This is a genomic window from Candidatus Angelobacter sp. (assembly GCA_035607015.1).
GTDB lineage: Bacteria > Verrucomicrobiota > Verrucomicrobiia > Limisphaerales > AV2 > AV2.
In genome coordinates this window covers 1-25,037 of the sequence record DATNDF010000491.1, presented here as the reverse complement: position 1 = coordinate 25,037, position 25,037 = coordinate 1, and the positions used below count along the sequence as shown (strand labels likewise).

General features: G+C 60.1%; 16 protein-coding genes. 10 read left to right on the top strand and 6 right to left on the bottom strand.

The window, feature by feature from the left end; translation table 11 throughout:
• Nucleotides 1-1,554: ATP-binding protein (locus VN887_19605; GenBank protein ID HXT42223.1), on the top strand; the 1,554-nt coding region annotated here is incomplete at its 5' end.
• On the top strand, nt 1,523-1,969 hold the full coding sequence (locus VN887_19600; GenBank protein HXT42222.1) for a response regulator: 447 nt from the start codon (nt 1,523-1,525) through the stop codon (nt 1,967-1,969). The genes VN887_19605 and VN887_19600, both read left to right, overlap by 32 nt.
• Here VN887_19600 and VN887_19595 read toward each other — a convergent pair.
• Genes VN887_19595 through VN887_19585 form a run of 3 tightly spaced genes read right to left on the bottom strand, consistent with a single transcriptional unit; the run spans nt 1,958 to nt 5,353 of the window.
• Nucleotides 1,958-2,920, bottom strand: a complete 963-nt coding sequence (locus VN887_19595) for an SMP-30/gluconolactonase/LRE family protein (protein HXT42221.1) — start codon at nt 2,918-2,920, stop codon at nt 1,958-1,960. The two genes, VN887_19600 and VN887_19595, sit on opposite strands and share 12 nt — an antisense overlap.
• A 24-nt stretch (nt 2,921-2,944) precedes the next feature.
• Nucleotides 2,945-4,933 carry a hypothetical protein gene (locus VN887_19590; GenBank protein ID HXT42220.1) on the bottom strand — a complete coding sequence of 663 codons (1,989 nt, stop codon included), beginning with the start codon at nt 4,931-4,933 and terminating at the stop codon, nt 2,945-2,947.
• Between the two features lie 30 nt (nt 4,934-4,963).
• Nucleotides 4,964-5,353, bottom strand: a complete 390-nt coding sequence (locus VN887_19585; GenBank protein ID HXT42219.1) for a VOC family protein — start codon at nt 5,351-5,353, stop codon at nt 4,964-4,966.
• A 107-nt stretch (nt 5,354-5,460) separates the two neighbouring features.
• Here VN887_19585 and VN887_19580 point away from each other — a divergent pair, with 107 nt between their 5' ends.
• Nucleotides 5,461-6,834 (top strand): carbon-nitrogen hydrolase family protein, encoded by a 1,374-nt coding sequence (locus VN887_19580; protein HXT42218.1) that lies wholly within the window; start codon nt 5,461-5,463, stop codon nt 6,832-6,834.
• 69 nt (nt 6,835-6,903) lie between these two features.
• Here VN887_19580 and VN887_19575 read toward each other — a convergent pair whose 3' ends face one another.
• The gene (locus VN887_19575) at nt 6,904-8,664 is read right to left on the bottom strand and encodes a CARDB domain-containing protein (GenBank protein HXT42217.1); all 1,761 of its coding nucleotides are present in this window, start codon (nt 8,662-8,664) and stop codon (nt 6,904-6,906) included.
• A 447-nt stretch (nt 8,665-9,111) separates the two neighbouring features.
• Here VN887_19575 and VN887_19570 point away from each other — a divergent pair, with 447 nt between their 5' ends.
• The 4 genes from VN887_19570 (at nt 9,112) to VN887_19555 (ending at nt 17,662) form a co-directional block, all read left to right on the top strand.
• Nucleotides 9,112-10,425, top strand: a complete 1,314-nt coding sequence (locus tag VN887_19570) for a DUF4912 domain-containing protein (protein ID HXT42216.1) — start codon at nt 9,112-9,114, stop codon at nt 10,423-10,425.
• 809 nt (nt 10,426-11,234) lie between these two features.
• A complete protein-coding gene (locus tag VN887_19565) occupies nt 11,235-12,833 on the top strand; it encodes a 1,4-alpha-glucan branching protein domain-containing protein (protein ID HXT42215.1) in 1,599 nt (532 codons plus the stop codon).
• Nucleotides 12,834-12,930: 97 nt separating this feature from the next.
• Nucleotides 12,931-15,792: a DNA polymerase I gene (gene polA / locus VN887_19560; protein ID HXT42214.1), complete on the top strand. Its 2,862-nt coding sequence runs from the start codon at nt 12,931-12,933 to the stop codon at nt 15,790-15,792.
• 85 nt (nt 15,793-15,877) lie between these two features.
• Entirely contained in the window at nt 15,878-17,662 is a 1,785-nt protein-coding gene (locus VN887_19555; GenBank protein HXT42213.1) for a hypothetical protein, read from the top strand.
• Nucleotides 17,663-17,838: 176 nt separating this feature from the next.
• Here the strand turns inward: VN887_19555 and VN887_19550 are convergent, their stop codons facing one another.
• Entirely contained in the window at nt 17,839-17,967 is a 129-nt protein-coding gene (locus VN887_19550; protein HXT42212.1) for a hypothetical protein, read from the bottom strand.
• 289 nt (nt 17,968-18,256) lie between these two features.
• Between VN887_19550 and VN887_19545 the strand changes: the two genes are divergently transcribed.
• Nucleotides 18,257-20,536, top strand: a complete 2,280-nt coding sequence (locus VN887_19545; GenBank protein HXT42211.1) for a glycosyltransferase family 4 protein — start codon at nt 18,257-18,259, stop codon at nt 20,534-20,536.
• A gap of 7 nt (nt 20,537-20,543) precedes the next feature.
• On the top strand, nt 20,544-21,998 hold the full coding sequence (locus VN887_19540) for a glycoside hydrolase family 130 protein (protein HXT42210.1): 1,455 nt from the start codon (nt 20,544-20,546) through the stop codon (nt 21,996-21,998).
• 16 nt (nt 21,999-22,014) lie between these two features.
• Here VN887_19540 and ligA read toward each other — a convergent pair whose 3' ends face one another.
• Complete coding sequence (ligA, locus tag VN887_19535; GenBank protein ID HXT42209.1) at nt 22,015-24,351, bottom strand: NAD-dependent DNA ligase LigA; 2,337 nt, start codon at nt 24,349-24,351, stop codon at nt 22,015-22,017.
• A gap of 410 nt (nt 24,352-24,761) precedes the next feature.
• On the opposite strand from ligA, the gene VN887_19530 reads away from it, so the two are divergent.
• A partial coding sequence (locus tag VN887_19530; protein HXT42208.1) for a chloride channel protein occupies nt 24,762-25,037 on the top strand: 276 nt, incomplete at its 3' end.

Sequence of the window (25,037 nt, the reverse complement as noted above, 5' to 3'; positions counted from 1 at the left end):
CTCGCGGCGAACAGCGCGCCTCCGGTTGCAATGGAGGTTTACGATGGGCCCGACGCCACGGCGGCACATCTGCTGTACCGGACGTCGCGCCTGCCGCGCCGGTTCAGTGCGGACCCGGCGCCCCGGTTCACGCGCACAGAGAGCATTTTGGTGGGAGACCGGGCATGGAGCCTGGTGTTTTCAAGCCGGCCGGAATTCTTTCTCGATTCGCCGTTCCGCCCCGCGCCGTGGGTTTTGGCCACCGGCATCGCCTTCAGCGTCCTCCTGTTCTCGGTGACACGGTCGCAAACGATGTTGTACCGGGCGGCGCGCCGGCATGCGGCCGAACTGGAGCAGAGAGTGGCCCGACGCACCGCCCAGTTGGAGGCCGCCAACCGGGATCTGCAAAAGGAGGTCGTGGAACGAAACCGCGCCGAACAGCAAATCCGCGACAGCCAGCGCGAGCTCAGGGAATACATTGACAACATGTCCACGCTGAACGCGAAGGTGGCGCTGGACGGGACCCTGTTGCTCATCAACCGGATTGCCGAACAGGGATCCGGTCTTTCCCGCGAACAACTGATGCGGACCCGTTTCCTCGAAGGGGCCTGGTGGACGTTTGACCCGGCCGTTCTCGCGCGAGTCACCGCCGCGTTCAAACGCGCCGTGGCCGGCGAGACGGTCAGTTACGATGAAAAACTCTTCGTCTTCGGACGCGTCGTGCCGATCGCCTTCAGTCTGGTGCCCGTGCGCGACGAGAGCGGCAAGGTCGGTTACATTCTGGCGGAAGGCCGGGACATAAGCGCACTGAAGCAGGCGGAGCATGCATTACAACAGCGGACCACTGAACTGGAAGTGGCGGTCCAGGAACTCGAGGCCTTCAGCTACTCGGTTTCCCACGATCTGCGGGCACCCGTGCGGCACATCGGCAGTTTTTCCGAAATGATCCTCGCCGATTCGTCGGCCGTACTGGATGCAAACAGCCGCCAAAATCTGATGATTGTCCGCCAGTCGGCTCGCCGGATGGGCCGGTTGATTGACGACCTTCTTTCCTTTTCCAGGATGGCCCGGAGCGAATTGTTGCGAACGACGGTTGATGTCACGCGGCTGGTTGAATCCATCATCGAGGTCCTTCAGCGCGATGCGTCCGGCCGCCGGGTCGAGTGGAAAATCGGCCCGCTCCCGAAGGTCCAGGGAGATCAGGCGATGCTCGAACTTGTCTTTACAAACCTCCTGTCCAATGCGTTGAAATACACCCATACTCGCGAAGCCGCCGTCATTGAAATCGGCGTGCGGCCCGGCGCCGATTCCGAAACTGTCTTTTTCGTTCGCGACAACGGAGTGGGCTTCGACATGAAATACATCGGCAAACTGTTCCAGGTTTTTCAACGCCTGCATCGCGCGGAGGAATTCGAGGGGACCGGCATCGGGCTGGCCAGCGTGCGGCGCATCGTTCACCGGCATGGCGGCCGGGTCTGGGCCGAAAGCGCCGCCGAACAGGGTGCGACCTTCTTTTTTTCACTGCCAAACCCGCTCCACACACATGACGAAACTCAAAAAAATCCTGCTGGCTGAGGACAACCTGCACGACATCGATTTGACGTTGCACGCGCTATCAAGTCATCACCTGGCCAACCAGGTGGATGTTGTGCGCGACGGCGCCGAGGCGCTCGACTACCTTTACCGCCGCGGTCAATATGCAAACCTCCCGCCGGAGGATCCCGGCCTGATCCTGCTCGACAATAAGATGCCGAAGGTGGACGGCCTTGAGGTGCTGCAGCAGATTAAATCAGACGAACGCTTGAAGACCATTCCGGTGGTGATGCTCACCTCGTCCCGTGAGCACGGCGATCTGCTGAAAAGCTACAACCTGGGCGTCAACGCCTACGTGGTGAAGCCGGTGGAGTTCCACGAATTCGTCAATGCCGTCCGCGAACTCGGCGCGTTCTGGGGCGTCATCAACGAACCGCCACCCGGTTCACGGTACTAATGGCGCCTTGCCCGCCTGTTTCGCCGGCGCCCGGAATAACCAGGCTCCCTTCGCCTTCGTCCGGCGGCGGTAGATTTTGTCTGACGAACAGGCATAGAGGTATTCGAGGTCCGGCCCCGCAAATGCGACGCTGACCGTGCCTTTGTTTTGCGGCCGCGCGATGACACCGCCCAAACGCCCGGTCCAGTCAAACATTTGAATTCCGACATGTGACGTCACGTAATAACGGCCCAACGCGTCGGTCGTCATCCCGTCACCGCCGCTGTCCGGCTTTCCGACCGGCCTGCGCAGTGTCATATAACGTTCGCCCGCAGTCAGACTGCCGTCGCGCTCGACCCGAAACACCCACACGTTGGTGCCGCCGTATTCGGAGACGGCGAGCGTGCCCTGGTCCGGCGACAGCGTAATGCCGTTCGGTTTGTTGATGCCGGTCGCGCCGGTGCGGACGCTGCCTTTCGCGTCCACAATGGTCACCTGCCCCTTGCCGGTCTCGGTAAAATAAACGAACCCTTCATGCGACACGATCAAATCGTTTGGTTGAACGTCGTCCGCGAGCACGGTTATTTTTCCCGATGGCACCTCGAACGCCACGACCTGCTTTTTGGGTTCCTGGGTGCAGGCGTAGAGCCTGCCATCCGGTCCGAATTTCAATCCGCTGCACTTCGGTGTGTTGTCGATGAAGGTCGTCACCTTGCCGTCTGCGCTGATTTTCCTTATGCCGGTGCCTTTGCCCAGATCATAGAAGTAAAAGTTCCCCATGCCATCGGCGCAGGCTGCGTCGGTGAATCCAAATCCGTCGGCGACCAGTTGCCAGTCCTCGCCATTGATCAACACTTTCGACAACGCTTCATCTCCGGCGAGGTTTTGAGCAACGGCGCGGCAGGTCAGCAGCGCGATCACCGGGAATGAATACAAGGGTGACCATGCGCGCCGGGACGGTTGCGGGTTCATAATGCTTAGAGCATGACCAACCGCTCAATGATTGGCGAGCGGAACCGGCGTTGTTTCCATGTCCAATGGCAGCACCGACATCGGATTCCTCCACACCCGACATACCGGCTCATCTGAACGTTCAAGGGTCTTGTCCGCGAGAGTCGGGTTCGTCGAATAAATTCGCCGGCCATCGCCGGCATCCCGATACTCGTAAAGCGGGACCACCATCCGGGAATCTTCTTCCGACAGGACCGGCTTCGATTTCGCGCGTTCGTTCGGCAGCGCGAAGAATGACGGACGATTGTCTCCACCGGGCGGGTCATCCCGCAGAACGACGTGGCCGCCTTCGGCGTGTTCGAAGACCGGAATCATTCCGCCGCGTCCGCGATTCGGCGGCAGAGCAAAAAACGCCACTTCACCGACCTGCCGCCACAGGTGTTCGCGTTCGACAGTTTCGCGCATCAGGTAGCGCGAAATTCTTCCGGTCCCTTCGAGGCGGTAAACCGGCGCCGGCAGATTGAGGCCCGCATCGTCAAGCGCGAGACGATACATGATCTGATTGTAGTCGTAGCGCGGGGTCATCTCCTTTGCGCCGCTGAAAGCCGCGGTGTAGGTGCCCTCAAAGTAAATCAGCCGCCCTCCGTCCAGGTCAAAGAAGGGATGCTGGGTCGGATTGTAAAAATTATAGTTGTCGTGGGATACGATGCGGCGCGCGTACACCCACGGTCCCGTGGGCGTGTCCGCCTCGGCGAACCAGATTTCTCCCGCTCTTGTTGAAGAAGTGATCATCACCCAGCGTTGCCGGAAATCATTCCAGAACACTGAGCCCCGCCCGGCCCCGACGGTCTTGCCGGTATCGACGTCGCGCAATTGAATCCATGCCTCCTCCGGCTTGAGGCAGCCCGTTGAAATCAACTCGCGCAACCGGCCCGGATGCAGGCGCTGCGCGCCGGCCTTCCACGAGTATAGAGGCTGACCCGCCCCGTCGCGGTCAATTTTCGTCTCGTTTCCGCGCAACCTGCCGTCATCGGCAACACAGGTGAACGCCTCGTAGCTCTTCAGATCGGAAAGGCTTTTCAGGTCCGCCTTCACTCGCCAGTTCGGGTAAAGATAAAGGTATTCGACTCCGTTCACTCTGGCGCGAAACGGGTGTGATGAATCGTGTCCTTCCGTGATGTTCCATCTGATCTGGGATTCAAAGATTTGTTTTTCGTCATTGAACACCGCAAGATGCCAGGCGTACGCGGGCATCAGCCCCTTCTGACTTGAAACACGCGCAACGAGGCGCTCCCGGTCATGTTCGTCACGAACGGTCATCACACCTTCGATCCACTGCAAACCCTCGCCGAAGTTCGGGCACATCGGTTTGCTGAAGTCCGATGGATCAACAAAATAGTTCAGGTCCACACCAACGCCCGGATCGAGTCCGCCGTGCTCGGGCAGCTCTGAAGTCGCTCCCGAAGCCGCGAAGTTTCCCAGCGGATACACCACCCGCTCCGTGTCCCCCCAGAACCAGTAAATTTTCCCGTGGTAGGGCGTGGCAATCACGGTGTCCTGGCCCATCACCTGGCCGTTCAAGACCGGATGTTTCAGGGGCACCCGCGCGCCGACCAGAATGCTGTCGCGGTAAATGCCCTGCCCGGTCACACGATACAGTCGCTCAGCGATGTTAAGCCGTTTGATTTTGATCGTCGCGCTGCCGCCGTGCTTTGGCTTGAGTTTCAATCCGCGGTTGTCAAAGAAATCTTTCGGATACTCGTAACCGTCGCTCTTTACATGAAAATAAACCTCCTGATCCATCAAACCCGGTTCGTTGAAGGCGATGATGCCATTGCTGTCGGTCCAGAACGTCATGTTGTTCACCGTCCTCAGCTCGACCAGCGGCACACCACGCCCGGTCTGCCCGTCCACGACGGTGATTCGAAAATAGTCGTTCGTTGCGGCAGGCCCCGCCGCCGGGAGAATAAACCACGTGAGAGCAGCGGCGATTGACACGTGCGAGCGGAGGCTGGTGGACAGTTCGTTTCTCATCGGGTGCGTTTTTCCGACTGCTCGCGTGCGTCAACCAGCCGGCTTTCGCGGCGGCTCCCACAGTTCGACCCGGCGGTTTTCCGGATCCATGATCCAGGCAAACCGACCGAAGTCGAAATTCTCACGCTTTTCAATCCGGATGCCCTCGCGGGTCAGCACGTCAACCAGCGCGTCGAGGTCTTCCACGATGTAATTGATCATGTAGGGCTCGCAACCCGGCTCGAAATAGTCCGTATCTGCCTTGAATGGCGACCAGACCGTCTGGCCGTCGCGGTCCCGCCGCTCACCGTCCTTCCAGGCGAACACCACGCCGCCTTCCCAGGTCGGTTTCATGCCAAGATGTTTTTCGTACCAGGCGATCAGGCCCGCAGGGTTTTTCGATTTGAAGAAGACCCCGCCTATGCCGATGACACGTTTCATAAGGGACAACCCTAACGTTCTCTCAACCAGGCGGGCAATGACCGAAACACCCGGGTGAACCCACCTTCGCGATTGCCTGTGCCCGGCTTCCGAGCTAGGGTGTCCTCATGCTCCAAAGGTTTCTTGTTCGATTCCCGGTCGCCGTGGTCATCTGGCATGGCGCCGCCGTGTTCGCCGGACCCCAATCCGGGACGTCTCTCGCGGTCGCGGCGCCGGAAGGTTGGGCGACCTTCGCGCCGCGCGAAGAAATCCGACCAGACTTCGCCTTCGATCCGCATGGCGGCCGCAATGGCCGGGGCGGTTTCGTCATCAAGGCTGACGACCGCGAGGGGTTGCACGGGGGCTGGACAAAGGTTTTCCCCGTGAAGGGGGGACGCGTTTATCAGTTCCAAACTTTTCGCAGGACTTCCAACGTTTCTTTGCCGCGGCGCAGCGCGCTCGCAAAAGTGACCTGGCTGGATGCGTCCGGCAAAATGGTTGCCGACGATCGTCCGGTGGTCACCAACTATCTGGCCGGCTTTCAGGCCGTGGCGGAGGCCGAGCATCCCGCCGACGGAGACACCGATGCCGCGGGCTGGACCAAAGTGTCGGGTGTGTACCGGGTCCCGCGACAGGCGAAACAGGCGAAGGTCGAACTTTATCTGCTGTGGTCTCCGCGCAGCCAGGTCGAATGGAGCGATGTTTCTCTGGGTGAAATCAATTCTCTTCCTCAACGCAAGGTTCGTCTGGCGACCATCCATCTACAACCGAAGGGGAAGACGCCGGAGGGCAATCGTCGCTTGTTCGCGCCGTTGATTGAGGAAGCCGCGCGGCAAAAGGCTGACCTCGTCGTTCTGCCGGAGACCCTGACCTACTACGGAACCGGTCTGCGGCCGGATCAGGTGGCCGAGCCGGTTCCCGGCCCATCCACTGAATTCTTCGGAGCGCTGGCGCAAGAGCACGATCTCTACATTGTCGCCGGCCTGTACGAGAAGGCCGGACACGTCGTTTACAACGTGGCCGTGCTCCTGGGGCCGGACGGTTCGGTGGTTGGAAAATTTCGTAAGGTCACCCTCCCCACGAGCGAAGTGGATGCCGGCGTCGCGCCCGGCTCGGAATACCCGGTGTTTCGGACGCGCTTTGGCAAGGTCGGAATGATGGTATGCTACGACGGCTTCTTTCCCGAGGTGGCACGCGAGTTGAGCAATCGCGGCGCGGAAGTCATCGCCTGGCCGGTCTGGGGCTGCAACCCGGAACTGGCTCGCGCCCGGGCGGCGGAAAACCAGGTCTATCTCGTCAGCAGCACCTACGAAGACATCTCGCACAACTGGATGCTCTCGGCCGTCTTCGATCCCACTGGCAGAACCATCGCGCTGGCCAGAGACTGGGGGACAGTCGCCGTCGCCGAAGTGGACCTCGATCAACCGACGGAATGGCGAAGTCTGGGCGATTTCAAGGCGAAAATTCCGCGACACCGTCCGCTTGTCCAGGCAGAAAAGTGATGCCGGGCATATTGCCGCCAGCGTTACTCCACCCCGTAGAACAAATCCCGGCGCGGGGAGCTTCGGAACTCAATTCAATTGCAAAACGCGATAGAAACGGTTCGTCACGCCGCTCAGATCATCCGAAACCGGAACCGTGTTTGAACTTGCGACAATGTCCGCGCCCAGAGCCGTCCACTGCGTGTCATTCAGATCGTTTTTGTATTCGACGCGATACTGAACGCCGGAGGTTGCGCTGAAACTGAAACTGACGGCGTCATTCGTTGTGACGTTGATCTGACTGATTTTCGGCGGGCCGGAGGAAATCGACAGTTTCACGCTCATTGCGTTATTGCCCTCATTACTCTCTGGAAAGCGATTGATGTCGTCCGCCGTCGCGGTCAGCGTGTGCATCCCCGGCGTCGCCTTCCAGGTGCTCGATCCCGTTGGACCGCCGTTTGCCGCGAGCGTCACCGACGCGCCTGGTGCGAGCGCGCTCGAATAACTGCTCGACCACGTCACGTTCGCTCCGCCGTCGATACTGAAACCGATTCCCAGAGTCACACCCGACGGGGTCGATGCCGTTCCCTGATTCTTCGCGGTCGCGCGGAAGGTGACATTGTTGTTGGTAAACGCCGGATTTGGCGTCCAGGTCACCGCCGTAACGATGACGTCCGGTAAACTCGTGTTCGGCATCGTCACGGTGACCTGTGCCGAATCCGGCCCTTCTCCCGACGCGTTCATTGCCGACACCACGTAGTAGTAGGTGCCGCCGTTCGTGACTGCCGAATCCGTGAAACTCGTCGCTGCCACTCCTTCAGTGACATTCGTGGCGATGATCGCATAAGGCCCCCCGCTGGTGCGCGAGCGTTTCACGTTGTAAGTCGTCGGGTTAATTGGCGCGGATGTCCAGGTGATCAGAGCGGTCGCACTCGTCGCCACAACGGACAAACCGGCCGGCGCGGACGGTGCGTTCGTCGGCGCAGTCAAATAATTTCCCAGCCAGCCCGCAATCGGCTCAAGATCGAACGACGACCAGCCGCCCGGATTGCCGATCTCAAACAACGTGCATCCGATCACGTAGTTGTCCGTCGCAAGCTGATGATCGAACCAGTTCAGCCATCGCTCGTAATTCGCAGCCGTGCCACGCGCCTGCCAGCCGGACGTTGAAGGCGTGCCGCTCTGGTCCACGCCGCCCTCGGTCAGGATCAGCGGCATGTCCGCAAGGTCGGGATATTGCGACGCGAACTGGCTGTAAAACTGCCGGTAACGCAGCGAATAGTAGTACTCCACGTTCGGGTCGGTCGTGTAATTGATCGTGTAAGCGTGATAACTCCACGCGCCCCCGAGACTCTTGGCCTGCCGCAACGCGGGCACGAACGTCGAGATGTAACTCTGAATCTGACTCGGTGTGCCGCCCGGATTGCCCACCGCGATGCTGCCGATGCACGGTTTGAATCCCGCCGCCGCGATCAACGGTGTCAGATTCGTCCAGAATCCGGTGAACCATTGCGCCGCCTGCAACGATTGCCACGTCGGCGTGCTGTCGCCTTCGTTCGGTCCTTCCAGATAATCAATCAACGCGCGGTCGGACGCGGACAGCGCATTCAGCGGCGACTGTAGGACGGTCGTCCAGAAGTTCGTCGCGCTGACGGCGGGATCGTCGGTCATCGGGTAACTCTTGGGCGTGTAAATGCGGAGAACGATCTGGCCGTTTGGTGTGCCAGACTTGTAAGCCCGCGCGGCCTGCAACATGCCGGAGCCGAGGTCAAGAATCTTCAACACGCGCGGATGCCCGGCCACGATGTTCGACGCGCCGGCAGTGTAGGCATTGATCAGGTGCGCGCTCAATTTGCTCGAGGCGGGCGTTTGGGCGCGTGTTGAAAAACCAGCTGCGAAGTGAATGGCACCGAGTGTGAAAATCAAAGCTCTGCCGGTTTGACTCATGCGTGGGGGCGATCGTGGCACGGTTCGTCCAAAAAAACGATGCCATTATTTCCGTCGCGAAGGCGCCTCTGCCGGCGGGTTGCGACGGTTCCAAGCCATCCCACCGGATCAACACCTGTCCCACGCTCCGCTGAAGGACTGCTTCTGGACGACCGGGGCGCGCAACACAACTCGGGAGCCCGGTTGCTCTCCCTGACCGGTCAGTGCTGTGAAGAATTGTCGGGGATTCCCTTGCTCTCCTGAATATGTGCGGAGAAGATTTTGTTTCCGACCCCGGCCAATTTCACGTTGCGAAGCCCGTTTGCTTGGACGTAAGCTCGTCGCGGTTCGTTCGCGCCATCCTCGATGCTTATGAAACCGGAAAAAAAGACGCCCTCACGCGAAAAAGGGACCGCCCGTTCCACCACCCAATCCGCCGCGCCGAAGACGCCGCACGCACGCCTTCGTCCGGTCGCTGCCAAAGCTGACGCGGCGGCCGCGCCCGCAGCCGGACCGAAGCCGGCACGCAAGCCCGCTCTGAAAATCCCGCCGATCCTGCTCGAAGGCGATGAGCCGTCGCTGCCCGGTGTCAGCGGCCCCGGCCAACGTTACGCGCTTGGACCGACACCGCCGCCGGAACATTCCGGGCCGGCCGGAGAAACCGGCGAACTCCCCGAAGCCTACGGCACAAAAAAACTTCTGCTTGCCGCGAGGGACCCGCACTGGCTCTACGCGCACTGGGACCTCACTCGCGAACAACTCCGTGAGCATAATCGCAAATCCGCAGACGGTCATCTTGTGTTGCGAGTCTTCATTGACAGGGCCGGGGATCAACCGTTCGCCGAGGTGCACGTGCATCCTGAATCAACGAACTGGTTCGTGCATGTCGGTCGCGGCGGGACGAAGTTTGTGGCCGAGCTGGGTTACTATGCGAAGACGAACGGACACTGGACGCGCATTTCCGTTTCCGCGCCGACGCTCACGCCGCCCGAGGCGCTCTCGCAGGACACATCCGTCCACTTCGCGACGATTCCCATCGAAGTGCCGTTCGAACAACTGCTCACCATCGTGAAGGAAGCCATGGCGGAAAACGTGCCGCTCTCCGAGGCGATCGGTCAGTTGCGCGCGGAAGGCCACCCGGGCCTGCCCGGCCCCGAACAGATTTCCTCGGGTCGATGGACGCCGGCACAGGAACGCGCGCTGGCGCAGTTGATTTCGATGGACCAGGTGCGCCGCGTCTGGATTGGCTCGCTGGAAATCACCGAGCTGCTGCGCCGCCAGTTCGTGCAGGAACTCGCGTCCGCCGCGGCGGCGCAATTCTCCCTGCCGACTTCGCCCGCCCGGGCCGCGGGAAGCGTTTCGAGTCCGTTCGGTGGCGTCCAATGGCCGAAAGGATTCTGGTTCAACATTAATGCGGAGCTGATCATCTACGGAGCTACCGAGCCGGACGCGAAAGTCACCGTTGGCGGCCGAACCATCAAGCTGCGGCCGGACGGCTCGTTCAGTTTTCGGTTCGCGCTGCCCGACGGGAAATATGAATTGCCGGTTGTCGCTGTTTCCGCCGACCAGACCGATGGTCGTGCTGCGGAACTGGAGTTCGGCCGTCATACCGAGTATCGAGGTGAAGTTGGAGTGCATCCGCAGGATCCCCGGCTGAGACCGCCGCAAGCCGCGCACACGACTTAGCGAACCTAGATGGCCAAGATATGGCTTCAGGTGTTCTCGCATTTCTATTTCTACTGGCTTTCATTGCAGGGCTACTATTCATTGTCCAATTGTTGTGCTCTCCCTTCTCAAACAAGGTAGCGGACCAAATCGTTCAACACCCGGTCATCCATGCCGTTTGGGCGTGTTTTGGCGCGTTCAGTTTTTATGTTCTGACGGTTTGGTTTGGTCCTTCCTCTTGGCCTCCCAGGTGGTGGGAACGACGAAGTCAACGGAAGACGGTGCTTGAGAAAGTGACATTGGCTGGAGGATGGGATGCCATCCATCAGGGATGTGAAGAGTTGCTGACGACCCATACGAACGTGTTCGTATGGTATCCACCTCGTAAGGGTGTTCAAATGTATCTGAGTCCACAAACCAAGCCTACTAATTATTATGTAACGAACATCGACTATGGTCCTCTGCCCTCAGCCGTCGCGGCCTTAACGCCGAGAGAGGTAACTTACTATCCACCTGAAGTCCTGGCGCACAAGTCAAGGAATGCGCCGACCGTTCCCATTGTCCTCATCAAGATTTTTGGAATGCACGCCACAGGAGGTCACTCACAGCCGTACTATGCTTTGGAGGTGGTTTGCGGACCCGATGCGCAGACATACAGTCCAAAACCGGGTGATGGAGGCATCAGTTTCAGCAGACCCATAACTTACAATAAAGTCTCAGAAGGAGTTTATGAGGTTTACTAGTCGGGAACTTTTTCATCTGTCTGAAGCGAGCTCGTCTTTGGCCGCGGCTGCGCTTCTATCTTTCAGTTTGACCGCGACGCTCCTCCGATGACCCAAGGCTACCTCGCACTTGTCCTGCACGCGCACCTGCCGTTTGTCCGGCATCCGGAGCACGAAAAGTTTCTCGAGGAGAACTGGCTGTTCGAGGCCATCACCGAGAGTTACGTGCCGCTCATCCAGGTCATGGATGGCTGGTTGCGCGACGGCATGGAAACGCGCCTCACGTTGACGCTCACACCCACGCTCTGCTCCATGCTGCTCGACCCGCTCCTGCAGGAACGTTACGCGCGGCATTTGAACGGTCTGATCGAGCTGGCGGAAAAGGAGGTTTATCGCACGCGATGGGAGGAGGCCTTTCGACCGCTCGCCGCGATGTATCACGAGCGGTTCGTCAGCATCCGGGACACTTACTCTGCCTACGGACGCAATCTCGTCGGCGCGTTCCGCAAGTTTCAAGAGCACGGCAGGCTGGAAATCATCACCTGCGCCGCAACGCACGCGCTGCTGCCGCTGCTGGTGAATCATCCACCCTCCATCCGCGCGCAAATCCTGACCGCCCGCGATCATTACCGAAGTTGTTTCGGCCGCGATCCGCGCGGCATCTGGCTTCCGGAATGCGCCTATACCGACGGAGTGGAAAATGCCTTGCAGGAGGCGAACATCCGCTGGTTCATCACCGACACGCATGGTGTGCTGCACGCGAATCCTCGTCCTCGCTATGGCGTGTTCGCGCCCATCTTCACGCCGAACGGCATCGCCGCGTTTGGACGCGACCTCGATTCCGCGAAACAGGTCTGGTCGCGTCACGAGGGCTATCCGGGCGACGCGCGTTATCGCGATTTCTACCGCGACGTCGGCTTCGACCTCGATTTCGATTACGTGCGGCCCTGGCTGCCATCGCCGGAAGTGCGGGGTTTCACCGGCATCAAATATCATCGCATCACCGGCGGTCCGGGCCCGAAGGAGGTTTACAACCGCCAGACCGCGTGGCGCGCGGCTGACGAGCACGCCGGCCATTTTCTGGCCGCGCGCATGGAGCAGATTCAAAAGCTCGCCGGCATCATGGCCCGCCCGCCGCTCATCCTTTCGCCTTACGACGCCGAGTTGTTCGGCCACTGGTGGTATGAAGGCCCGGAATGGCTCGATCTGTTCGTCCGGAAAACCTATTACGACCAGAAGCTTTTCAGGCTGGTCACGCCAGAGGGATATTTGCGGCGGCATCCGACACAACAGGTCGCCGCGCCGAGCGCATCAAGCTGGGGCGAGGAAGGTTACTTGCGTGTGTGGTTGAACGAAACAAATGAATGGATTTACCCCCATCTCGACTTGGCGCAGGAACGGATGACTCAACTGGCGCAGCGGTTTCGCCGGGCGACCGGTCTGACGGAGCGGGCCCTGAAACAGGCGGCGCGCGAACTTCTCCTTGCCCAGGCCAGCGACTGGCCGTTCATCCTGCGCACGGGCACCAGCCCGGACTACGCCCGCAAGCGCGTGAGGGACCATCTGCTTCGCTTCCTCGCATTGCACGAACAACTCACCACCACGCGCGTGGACGAAGCCTGGCTCAAGAGGATTGAGTGGTTGGACAATATTTTCCCGGACGTGAACGATCGCTACTGGGACGATCAAGAGCGGAGGACCGCTTGAAGGATCGCGAGTCTGCCGAACCTCCACCGGGTGTCGTCGTTCCGGCGATTCCCGACTTCCTGTTTGGCATTCCGGGAAATTGAATTAGCCTCCTGTCGTGTCAAAGAAACTTTTTTTGCTCGACGGTATGGCGCTGGTCTATCGCGCACACTTCGCGCTGGTCGGGCGGCCGATTTTTACCTCAAGCGGAGTCAATTCGTCGGCACTCTTCGTTTTCACCAACACGCTCCTCGACATCCTCGAAAAGCAACAGCCGACGCACATCGCGGTCGCTTTCGACACCGAGGCGCCCACCGCGCGGCACCGCGAGTTTCCCGATTACAAGATCCAGCGCGAAGCGATGCCCGAGGACATTGTCTGGGCGCTGCCCAACGTGCGGCGCCTGCTCGAGGCATTCAACATACCCGTGTTGATTCGCGACGGTTACGAGGCTGACGACATCATCGGCACGCTTGTCCGGCGCGCGGAGCCGCATGATTTCGACTGCTACATGGTCACGCCGGACAAGGATTTCGGGCAGCTTGTTTCCGAAAGGACCCGCATCTACAAGCCGGGACGCACGGGCGACGCGGCTGAAGTTCTCGGTTTGCAGGAAATCGTGAAAAAATGGGGCATTGAACGGCCCGAACAGGTGATCGACATCCTTGGCCTGTGGGGTGACGCGTCGGACAATATTCCCGGCGTGCCTGGCATCGGTGAAAAAACCGCGGGCAAGCTCATAAGCCAGTACGGCAGCGTCGAGAATCTTCTCGCTCACACGACCGAACTCAAGGGCCGTCTGCGCGAGAATCTGGAAAAAAGCCGCGAACAGGCCCTGCTCTCGAAGCGCCTCGCGACGATCAACTGTGAAGTCCCCATCGATGTCAGCCCCGACGCCTTGAAGCGCCGGCCACCGAACAACGAGAAGCTACGGCAACTCGTCGTCGAGTTTGAATTCAACTCGCTTGGCCGCCGGCTGTTTGGCGAAGACTTCAAGGCGGGACGCGGATACGGCAGGGAAATTTCCGCACCCGAACCCGCGGCTGCAGTTCCACGATCCGACGGAGGCGCGAATGGAACAAAGGACAGGAAGGCCGGCGTTTCTGCGGCGACGGGACCCGCGCCGGCCCACGGTGGATCGAACGAAGAGGGGCCCGTCACCATGGCCAACCTCAAGACGCTGTCCGAGGTCGCGCACGATTATCGAATCGCCAGCAGCCCGCGGGACCGGAGCGAACTTGTGCACACGTTGCGCGGCAAATCATCTTTCGCGCTCGCGCTGCGAACGGACAAAACCGACGTCAAAACGGCGCGGCTCCTCGGTCTGGCTTTTTGCTTTGGCCCGCACGCGGGCTGGTTTGTGCCGGTGCCGCCGCAAAGCGCCGAAGCCGGAGCGATTCTCGACGAGCTGCGGCCGGTTCTGGAGGACGAAGGGATCGGGAAGATCGGCCATGATCTGAAATTCGTACTGGGCGTGCTGCAGTGGAACGGTGTCTCCGTTCGCGGCAAACTCTTCGATGTCATGCTGGCGCATGCGCTCATTGAACCGGACCTGCGCCATACGCTCAGTTTCCTTTCGGAGGCGTTTCTCGGATACACGCCGGCCTCGGCGGGCGCCGCGGCGGCCGGTCAGGCCGAATTCAATCTGGAGGACGAACAATCCTCGCGTGACGCCGAACATGGCGTCGAGGCAGCCGACCTCGCGTGGCAGCTGCGCGGGGTTCTCGAACCGGGGTTGCAGGAGAAATCGCAACAACGCGTCTTTTTCGACGTTGAAGCGCCGCTGGTGCCCGCGCTGGCCGGCATGGAGTTCGAGGGAGTCCGCGTTGATGCGCGCGTCCTGGCGGAGTTCGGAGAAATGCTTGTCAAGGAGATGGCCGGCCACGAACGCGCCGTCCATCAACTCGCAGGGACCGAATTCAACCTCAATTCACCGAAGCAACTTGGCGAAATCCTTTTCGAGAAATTGAAGCTTGCCGAGGCGCCGAAGAAGACACGCACCGGACAGTATGCCACTGACGAGCAAACGCTCGTCGCGCTTGCCGCGGACCACGAGATCGTCCGGCGGCTGCTGGAATACCGCGAGAGCGCGAAGCTCAAATCCACCTATGTGGACTCGCTGCCAGCCGCGATTTTCCAGAGGAGCGGCCGCGTTCACACGACGTTCCAACAGCTCGGCACCGCGACCGGGCGGCTGAACTCCCAGGAGCCCAATCTGCAGAATATTCCCATCCGGACCAAGCTGGGCCGCGAGATCCGCAAGGCGTTCATCGCGCGCGATCCGGATTATCTGTTGCTGTCCGCGGATTACTCGCAGATCGAACTGCGGATCATCGCCGCGTTGAGCCGCGAGACGGCGATGATCGATGCCCTCAAAAGCGGCGCGGACATTCATGCCGCCACTGCCTCGCGTGTGTTTGGCGTGCCGCAAAACGAGGTCACGTCCGAGATGCGCGAGCGTTGCAAGATGGTGAACTACGGGATCGCCTACGGCATGTCCGCCTTCGGACTCGCCCAACGACTCGGCATCCCGCGCAAGGAAAGCGCCGAGATCATCGAGCATTACTTCGCGCAATTTCCACGCATCCGCCAGTACATGACCGACACGGTTGAGTTTGCGCGACAGCACGGTTACGTGGAAACCGTCACCGGCCGGCGCCGTTACCTGCGCGACATCCGTTCCGCCAACGCCAATGTGCGCGCAGCCGCCGAACGCAATGCCATTAACATGCCGATCCAGGGGACTGCCGCCGACATGATCAAACTGGCCATGGTCCACATCCAACGCGAACTGATGACCCGCAATCTCAGGACGCGAATGATTTTGCAGGTCCACGACGAACTCGTGTTCGACCTGCACAAACCTGAACGAGACGAGGTCGCCGCTTTGGTCGAAGACAAGATGAAGACGGCTCTGCCGTTAAATGTCCCGATCACCGTTGAGATCGGCATGGGCCAGAACTGGCTGGAAGCGCACTAAACCGGTTGCGTCTGGCGAACGCCCGGGAATTCAGTGGCTTTCAAGTACGGCGCTTGATACATTGTCGGCCCAGACAGGAACCCTTATGAACCACCATTCCGGACCTCATTCCGCCTCGTCTCAATTTGTGCTCGCGACTGTCCTCGCCCTGCTGTTTGCCGGCACCGGATGCGGGAGCAAAGACGCCCAAAACGCGACGCCGCCGTCTTCCGCCACGGCGACGTCACAAAGCGCTGCCGCGACACCGGGCGGCAAGGCCGCGATCGTGTCCGCCGAGAAAACCAGCTTCGACCAGGTGACCTCGCAACTCGACCCCGGCGGCAGTATCTACGCCTACTTGAGCATGAGCCAGTGGCTTGAGGGCCTCTCCGAGCACATCAATGGCTGGCGCGGCCCGGTCCTTTCGCTGCCCAACTTTGGCAGCGATGAAAAGGCCCACGTCAACAAGGCGTTCGACCTCGTCACGCGTCTGGTCAAAAACAGCGGCATCGAATCTGTCAGCGGCGTCGGCATCAGTGGCATTGCGCTCGAAAAGGGCTTCTATCAAACCAAATTCTTCGTCGGGCGTGACCCGAACAGCGCGCCTGGCGGCATCTGGACCGTCTTCGGCCGGTCGCCCCGGCCGTTGCACGAACTTGACTGGCTCCCCGCCGACACGGTCTGGGCCGGGTTCGCCGACGTGGATATCGGGGCCATCTGGAACGGACTCTTGAAACAGGCGGACGAGGCCGGGTTCGCCGAGATCAAAACGGGCCTCGACCAGTTAAACGGTGTTGTCCAGGCGGCGACGGGCAGAACGATTGACGAATTGCTCGGTTCTCTGGGCGGTCAAAGCGGCGCGTTTCTCACGCTCAAAGAAGCGAACAGAATCAACATTCCGCTGCCGGGCGGTCACGAACTTGAAATACCAGAACCGGGACTGGTGATTGCGATTAAGGTCAGAGACGACGCCCTTTTCGACTGGGTGGATCGCACGCTCAAGGAAAACCCGCAGGTCATACGGAGCGACGAAGGAGGCGTGAGGATGAGGACCATGCCGATTCCGTTGCCTCTTCCGATGACGGTCCGTCCCACCATCGCCCGCCAGGGGGACTACCTGTTCATCGCGTCAAACGATAAGCTGATCTCGAACATGATGTCGACGAAGGCCGGCAAACAGAAGGGCCTAAAGTCTAGCGCGGAGTTCAAGCACCTCGCCGCGGGAATGCCGCTCGAGGGCAACTCGTTCGGCTTTGTCAGCCAGCGCCTGGCTGACACACTGCAAAAAATACAGACCTCTGTTCTGAGTCAGGCCGGAGGCACGGCGAATGAAATGCCCCAGGTCCTGATGCAGAAGATTTACTCCGTCAACCGGCCTGTCTCCTCCTTCGTTGTCGGCCGGAACACTCCGCAAGGCTGGCTGACCGTGGGCCACGGGACGCAACAGCCCGCCAACGCCGTTGTCCTTCCCCTGGTCGTCGCGCCCGTCGCGATCATGGCGGGACTGACCTTGCCTGCCCTTGCAAAAGCCAAAAGCAAGGCCCAATCCATCTCCTGCGTCAACAACTTGAAACAAATGGGTCTCGCTGCGCGAATTTATGCCTCCGACCACAACGACGCCTACCCCCCGGACATTCTCTCCATGAAGAACGAACTGCTTACTCCCAAAATACTGGTCTGCCCGAATGATCCAAACCATGCGGTGGTTGCGGCGTTGACATGGGACAACTTTGACCCCTCGCAGAGCAGCTACGAGTATGTCACCCGCGGCCTGACCGAAACGACTCCTGGCTTTGAAAAGAAGGTCCTGTTCCGTTGCCGGATTCATGGTCACGTATGCATGGGTGACGGGAGTGTCATGCAGAAGAATTCCGGGGCGGGAAGGAATTAGTCCCGGTTACTTCTGCTCTGACGGAAGGTGATTCGCGCGGAGCCCGAGTCCGAGGCGTCCACCCCGACGCAATTCAACGAATGCGTTTATGGGGATCTCAACTCCCGGTTGAATCCTTTCCGCTTTTTTCCGACCGCTCCCGCATCGTTCTCGCCCGGAACCCGCTTCAAAATGTCTTATCCGGTGTGGTCCTGTTTCATCCACGCGGCGAACTCGTGGCCGGGCATCAAGAACAGTGCGTCTTCCTGGGGATAACGGCGGAAATAGCGGTCCGGGCGTTGCGCCGCAGGTTGGCCTTTTGTCACTGCATCATTTGCACGCGTCTGCCGCGACCGTTGAAATTGTGAACGCGACGAAGGCCCGGAGAATCGCTCGACGCTCCATTGGCTCTTTATGTCACTCTTCTTTGCGCCGGTCACCCTCCGGTGCCTGATCGCGGCGCGGACCCTCGGGCCGCCCTTGTTGTGACCTCGCCGGGGCAGAAATCCCGGTCGGCGGTTGAAAAAAAATTTTGCGGTTTTGGGCGCCCTAAGGGATGCTATGGAAGACAAAGGGGCGGGCACGCGCGGAGCGACGAAAGAATCGAGCGAACTTGTGGAAACAGATTCTGAAATTCGAAAGATCGCATTTCTCGGCGATTACCCGCCGAGAAAATGCGGCATTGCCACGTTCACGACGGACCTTCTGGCGGCAGTGGCGGCTGAGAACCCCCGGGGCCAGTGTTTTGCGGTGCCGGTAAACGACACCGAGGGCGGGTATGAGTACCCGGGTGAAGTCCGCTTTGAGATCGCGGAGCAGGACTTGTCTTCCTATCAACGAGCCGCGGATTTTCTCAACATCAGCAACGTGGACGTCGTTTGTGTCCAGCACGAGTTCGGCATTTTCGGCGGGCCGTCCGGCAGCCATGTGCTGGCACTGCTGCGCGAATTGCGGATGCCGATCATCACCACGCTCCACACCATTCTGCATGAGCCGAACGTCGAGCAACGGAGCGTGATGCGGGAGTTGACCGCGCGTTCGACCCGGCTCGTCACGATGACGCAGCGGGGCCAGAGGATGTTGCAGGAGATTTATCAGGTCCCGTCGGCAAAGATCGACCTCATCCCGCATGGTATTCCTGACATCCCGTTCGTGGATCCGAATTTCTACAAGGACCAGTTCGGAGTGGAAGGAAGACTCGTGCTGCTCACGTTCGGCCTGCTCTCGCCGAACAAGGGCATCGAACACGTTCTCAACGCGCTGCCGGCCATTCTGGCGGAGTTTCCGAACGTCGTTTACATCGTGCTGGGCGCGACGCATCCGAACCTGCTGCGCGAGCAGGGGGAGGCCTATCGCCTGAGCCTCGAACGCCTCGCCAAAAAGAACCAGGTCCAGAAGCACGTCATCTTCTACAACCGCTTCGTTGAACTCGAGGAGTTGAAGGAGTTCATCGGCGCGGCGGACATTTACCTCACGCCGTATCTGAACGAAGCGCAGGTCACGTCGGGTACGCTGGCCTACTCATTCGGCGCCGGAAAGGCCGTCGTCTCGACGCCCTATTGGCACGCGGCCGAATTGCTCGCCGAAGACCGTGGCGTGCTCGTGCCGTTCGGCGACTCGAAAGCGGTGGCGCGCGAAGTCATCGGACTCCTGCGTGACGAAACCCGGCGGACAGCCATCCGCAAGAACGCCTACAAGCTGGGGCGCGAGATGGTCTGGAGCAACGTCTCACGGCTTTATCTGAAATCGTTCGAGGCCGCGCGGCTGGAGCGCTCGGTGATGTCGCGAAAATCGTTCGCCACAAAAACACTCGACCAACAGCCGCGCGCGTTGCCCGAGCTGAAGCTTGACCATCTTTGGCGCATGACCGATTCGACCGGCCTGTTCCAGCATGCCACATTCACCGTGCCGAATTTTTCCGAGGGCTATTGCACGGACGATAACGCGCGGGCTTTCATCCTCGCCGTCCTGCTCGACGAGATGGAGGAGGCACCGGAGCGCGCGCGCGCGCTGGCCACGACTTACGCGGCATTTTTGAATCACGCATTCGATGCCAAGGCGCGACGGTTTCGCAACTTTCTGGGTTTTGACCGGCGCTGGCTCGACGAGAAAGGGTCCGAGGACTGTCACGGACGGACAATCTGGGCACTGGGTGCGGGGGTGGGACGCTCCCCGTACCGGAGCTTTCAAGTTCTGTCCGGGCAGTTGTTCACGCAGGCACTGCCGACGATGGCGGAGTTCACTTCGCCACGTGCGTGGGCGTTCAGTCTGCTCGGCGTCCACGAGTATCTGCAGCGCTTGAGCGGCGACCGGCTGGCCAGCCAGATGCGGGAGACACTGACCACCCGACTCATGGAATTGTTCGACCGGACCGCGCAAAAACACTGGCCATGGTTCGAAGAAATACTTTCCTACGACAACGCAAAGCTGGCGCACGCCCTGATCGTGAGCGGAAAGGCCATGGCGCAACAACCCGTGCTCGACCGCGGGCTTCAAGCCCTGCGCTGGCTGGTGGAGCTGCAAACCTCGGAGGGTGGTGATTTTCGCCCAATCGGGAGCAACGGATTTTACCCCCGCGGCGGTGCGCGCGCGAACTTCGACCAGCAGCCCATCGAGGCGCACTCGATGGTTTCAGCCTGTCTCGAAGCCTGGCGCACCACGGCGGATCCGTGGTGGTACGAGCAGGCGCAACGCGCGTTCGACTGGTTTCTCGGCTGGAACGACCTCGGCCTGGAACTTTATTCGTCCAGTACCGGTGGCTGTCGCGATGCGCTGCACGTTGACCGTGTGAACCAGAATCAGGGCGCGGAATCCACGCTGGCGTTTTTGCTGTCGCTGGCGGAACTGCGCCTTGCGCAAAATGCCGTTGCGGTTTTCAACCGCCCAATTCCCTGAACTACTTATGAAGGCGCCGATTCTCCACCGTTCCAAAATCGTGCTGCACTCGGACCACAAACGGGTGCTGATGCGGCCGCTCAACATCGTCACCGATGAACGCGCCGTGAAAATTTGCGCGCGCGTCATGGTCCTGCCCGAAACCGAGGTCCGCGCGCTGATCGACGACGTGCTGGCCGAATTCGACGAACGCCATGTAAAAATCCGCGACTTCCTCAAGCGCCGGTATGAGCAGGTCCGCCGCTGGCTGCCGACCGATCAGAAACTCTCCGAGGAGCGCGAGTTGCTCATCGGCGCGTATTTCACGCACGAGTATTCTTTTGAGGCGGCCGCGCTCTTCAATCCGTCCATCGTCCCCCACCCCGACCAGTCCGATCTGGGAGACGGCTCGTTGCGCTTCATCCTGAGCCTGCGCGCCACGGGTGAAGGACACATTTCCTCCGTCACCTTCCGCACCGGCATTCTCGACGCGAAAAACAACATCACCATCAATGAACCGACGCGCTATAACCTTGAGGCATTGTCCGTTCCAAACGTCTCGTATGAAAAAGGCCTCTTCGAGAGGAAACTCAAGGAACTCGGTCTCGCAAGCGATTTCAGCCACCAGGTCCTGCAAAACGTCAACGACGTGTTCACGCTCGAGGAATTGCGCAACAGCATCAGCCTCTCCATGAAACAATTTCAGGTGCATGATCAGGAAATCGAGGCGACCGGAAGAAAAATCCTGACACTCGCGCAGTCCAATTACGAAGTGCAATTCCCGCCTGAATCGCGGTTGTCCGAACGCGTGCTGTTTCCCGTCACGCCGTCGCAGAGCAACGGCATCGAGGACGCTCGTTTCGTCCAGTTTCACAACGCCGACGGTTCAAGGATGTACTATGCCACCTACACCGCCTACGACGGCCGGTTCATCCTGCCGCAACTTCTGGAAACGTCCGACTTCCTGCATTTCAAGTTCAACACGCTCAACGGCCCGGCGGTGCAGAACAAGGGCATGGCGCTCTTCCCGCGGCACATCAACGGCCAGTACGCCATGTTGGGCCGCCAGGATCACGAAAACCTTTACATCATGTTTTCCGATCACCTGCACTTCTGGCACACCACGCAGCCGCTTCTGAAACCCGCGTTCTCGTGGGAATACATCCAGATCGGCAACTGCGGATCGCCCATTGAGACCGAGGCCGGCTGGCTGGTCCTCAGTCACGGCGTCGGACCGATGCGCAAATACTGCATCGGCGCGTTTCTGCTCGACCTCGACGACCCGGCAAAGGTCATCGCCCGCACACGCGAGCCGCTCATCAAGCCGGATGCGCACGAGCGAGAGGGCTACGTGCCCAACGTCGTTTATTCCTGCGGAAGCCTTCTGCGCGGCCGTCAGTTGGTTCTCCCCTACGCGATGTCGGATTACGCGACCACGTTCGCCACCGTTTCGCTCGACGAAGTGCTGGCGGCGATGGAATAGCCGGATCCGTGGATGGTCAACCGCACATGCTCAAAAACTCCTTCTCGTCGATGACCTTCACGCCAAGCTTTTGGGCCTTGTCGAGTTTGGAGCCGGCCTCTGCGCCGGCGAGCACATAATCGGTTTTGCTGCTTACGCTGCCGCTGACCTTGCCGCCGGCTGCTTCAATTTTTGCCGTGGCTTCCTCGCGTGTCAGTGAAGGCAACGTGCCGGTAAGGACGAATGTTTTTCCCGCCAACACCCCCGCATTCAAAGAGGATGCTCTCTTAACCGCATCATTCACCGGTTTGATCTTTAATCCGCGGATGCGAACGAGAACCTTCTTCCCGGCAGGCGAGGAAAAGTAGTCCAGCACGCTCGCCGAAGCGACCGGACCCACCTCCTGCAAATTTGCTTTCAATCCGCCGGCGTCCAGACGCGCTTCGATTTCGGCGATCTCGACCTTTAGAGCAGCGTCACGCTGCTCGCGCTCAGCCTTTTCAGCCCGGGTCTTCGGCGGATTTTTGCGGGAACGCGGGCTGATTTCCGCGCGTTCGCCCTCCTTCGCGCCGAGGGCGCGGATGTCTCTCAAAACGGCGGAATCGGCCAGGGCCGCCAGCGAAGCGTGAGTGGTCGCGAGCTGCTTTGCCGTGGCCTCGCCAACATCCCCAATGGCCAGCGCGTGAATCCAGCGGGAGAGCGGCGCCGTCCGGGCGCGTTCGAGCGCCTCCAGCACTTTCGTCGCGTTTTTCTCCCCGAACACCCGCGGTTCGTCGTCCGTGCCGAGATTCAGCGTGGCGAGCTGCTCCAGTTTCAGGTCGAACAGGTCGAGCGGTTCCTTGACGAGGCCGCGTTCAACCAGTTTTTCTGCGACGATTCCGCCCAGCGATTCCAGGTCAAGCGCCTTGCGGTGGGCGAAGTACTCGATGCGGCGTGTCAATTGCGCCGGGCAGCCCGCGATATTCTGACAGCGCCACGCAACTTCATCAGCATCGCCGCCAGACATTTTTTCCTTCGCGATCGGCCCGCCGCATGCCGGGCATTTGCCGCCGACGTGTTTGAACAGATCGAATTCCTTAGCGCCGGGCGGGCGCCTGCTTTTCACGACCTCGAAAATCTCCGGGATGACCATGCCCGCCTTGCGGACGACGACCGTGTCGCCGATACGGAGGTCTTTGCGGCGGATCTCGTCTTCGTTATGGAGAGTGGCGCGCGAGATGGTCGAGCCTTGCACGAACACCGGTTCGAGTTCAGCCACGGGTGTGAGCACGCCAGTGCGGCCGACCTGCACCGTGATGGCCTTCAAAACCGTTTCTGCCGGCGTGATCCACGGCACGGGTTTGTGGACGATGGCGTAGCCGGGCGCGCGGCTGCGTCCGGGAATGCGCGGCCAGTCGGCGAGCGTGTTGACCTTGAGCACAATGCCGTCAATCTCATAGGGCAACTGCCGGCGGAGGTCGCGGTCCTCGTCGTAATGCGCGACAACTTTCCCGCGGTAGGTTTTCAAAACTTCGTCAATGCCCTCGCAAACCCACCAGAGTTTCTGCGTCGGCAAACCGAATCGCGCGAGCGCTTCAAGCATTTCAGAGTGTGTTTTGAACTCAATGCCCTCAACCGCGCCGGTCGCATAAAACACGGCCCGAATGGGTCGTTGCGCCACCAGTTTTGGGTCGAGCTGCTTGAGCGTGCCCGCGGTGGCATTGCGGGCGTTGGGAAATGGCTTTTCGCCCGCAACGGAAAGTCTCGCGTTGACCGCGTCAAATTCCTTGATCGTCATGTAGGCTTCACCGCGGACCTCGAGCAGGGCGGGCGGATCTTTCATTTTCAATTCCAGCGGAATCGCGCGAACGGTTTTAAGATTGGAGGTGATATCGTCGCCTTCCGTGCCGTCACCGCGTGTGACGCCGAGCGCGAGCTTGCCCCGCCGGTAATGAACACTGATGGACACACCGTCCACCTTCGGCTCAATGACGTATTGAATTTTGTCGCGGCCCAGATGTTTGCGGATCGTCACGTCGAACGCGCGGAGTTGCGCGAGCGTGTTTTCGTCCTGCGCGCGATTGCGTCGTTCTCGATTCGACTCTTCGGCGCTGGTCGGGTGATCGGCCGCTTCGATCTTGTCGAGCGAGAGCATCGGCGCGAGATGTGCGACGCGGGCAAACTTCGCACTGGGCGAACCTCCGACGCGTTGCGTGGGCGATTCCGGCGTGACCAGCTCCGGAAACTCCCTTTCCAACTTCTGGAGTTCGCCGAAAAGCTGGTCGTATTCGCGGTCGGTGATGAGCTGCCGGCCCTCGACATAATAGGCGTGGTCATGCCTGTAGATTTCCTCCACGAGCGTGTCGCGACGGGCTCTGGCTTGCGCGAAAGTCATGGCAGAATAATTGCCATCCACCGCAAAGAATGACAGCACATACTCGCATTCCACCGGCGGGCCATCTTCGCCTGATGCCCGGGCCGGGGCCGGCGAAAGTGTGCCTTGACCATGCCTGCCGCGCCCGCGCTTGAGCCTTCACTCGCCGCGCGATTCATTCGACGACTCTGTTGGCTGGAATTGACACGTGAATCTGCCGGCGCGGAGAGCTTCGGGCTGCGCGGAAGTCGGGGACGGCTTCCCAACCGGACGGCGCGTTGAATGCGGCAATTTAATCCTGATCCGTACACGGATTAACGTCGCTAACGGTGGGCGAAACTTGCGTATCTAAAGCACCGGTTCCTATAATGCGCGGCTGCTACATTGGCAGCGATCGGCCATCCAGCAGGTTTGGACGGGCCAGAAATTGAATGATGAATACGACAAACGAAACGGAGCAGAGGGAAGACTCGTTAGGTGATTTTAGCACCGATACCCGGGTGCTTTTACTGTCGGCCATGGCGGTTATCGTGGGCGCGATCAGCGCTTTTGTGGCTTATGCATTATTGTGGCTGATCGCGGTGATCACCAACCTCTCGTTTCATCAGCACTTCTCGTCCTCCTCGGCGACGCCGTCAGGCCACCACCTGGGAATGTGGGTGATTCTCGTACCGGTCGTCGGCGCTGTGATCATCGGGTTGATGGCG

What these genes read in the sequence shown, in the direction of transcription:
- VN887_19600 (HXT42222.1), top strand. Translation starts at nt 1,523, where the DNA reads ATGACGAAACTCAAAAAAATCCTGCTGGCTGAGGACAACCTGCACGAC.
- VN887_19595 (HXT42221.1), bottom strand. Translation starts at nt 2,920, where the DNA reads ATGAACCCGCAACCGTCCCGGCGCGCATGGTCACCCTTGTATTCATTC.
- VN887_19590 (HXT42220.1), bottom strand. Translation starts at nt 4,933, where the DNA reads ATGAGAAACGAACTGTCCACCAGCCTCCGCTCGCACGTGTCAATCGCC.
- VN887_19585 (HXT42219.1), bottom strand. Translation starts at nt 5,353, where the DNA reads ATGAAACGTGTCATCGGCATAGGCGGGGTCTTCTTCAAATCGAAAAAC.
- VN887_19580 (HXT42218.1), top strand. Translation starts at nt 5,461, where the DNA reads ATGCTCCAAAGGTTTCTTGTTCGATTCCCGGTCGCCGTGGTCATCTGG.
- VN887_19570 (HXT42216.1), top strand. Translation starts at nt 9,112, where the DNA reads ATGAAACCGGAAAAAAAGACGCCCTCACGCGAAAAAGGGACCGCCCGT.
- VN887_19565 (HXT42215.1), top strand. Translation starts at nt 11,235, where the DNA reads ATGACCCAAGGCTACCTCGCACTTGTCCTGCACGCGCACCTGCCGTTT.
- VN887_19555 (HXT42213.1), top strand. Translation starts at nt 15,878, where the DNA reads ATGAACCACCATTCCGGACCTCATTCCGCCTCGTCTCAATTTGTGCTC.
- VN887_19540 (HXT42210.1), top strand. Translation starts at nt 20,544, where the DNA reads ATGAAGGCGCCGATTCTCCACCGTTCCAAAATCGTGCTGCACTCGGAC.
- ligA (HXT42209.1), bottom strand. Translation starts at nt 24,351, where the DNA reads ATGACTTTCGCGCAAGCCAGAGCCCGTCGCGACACGCTCGTGGAGGAA.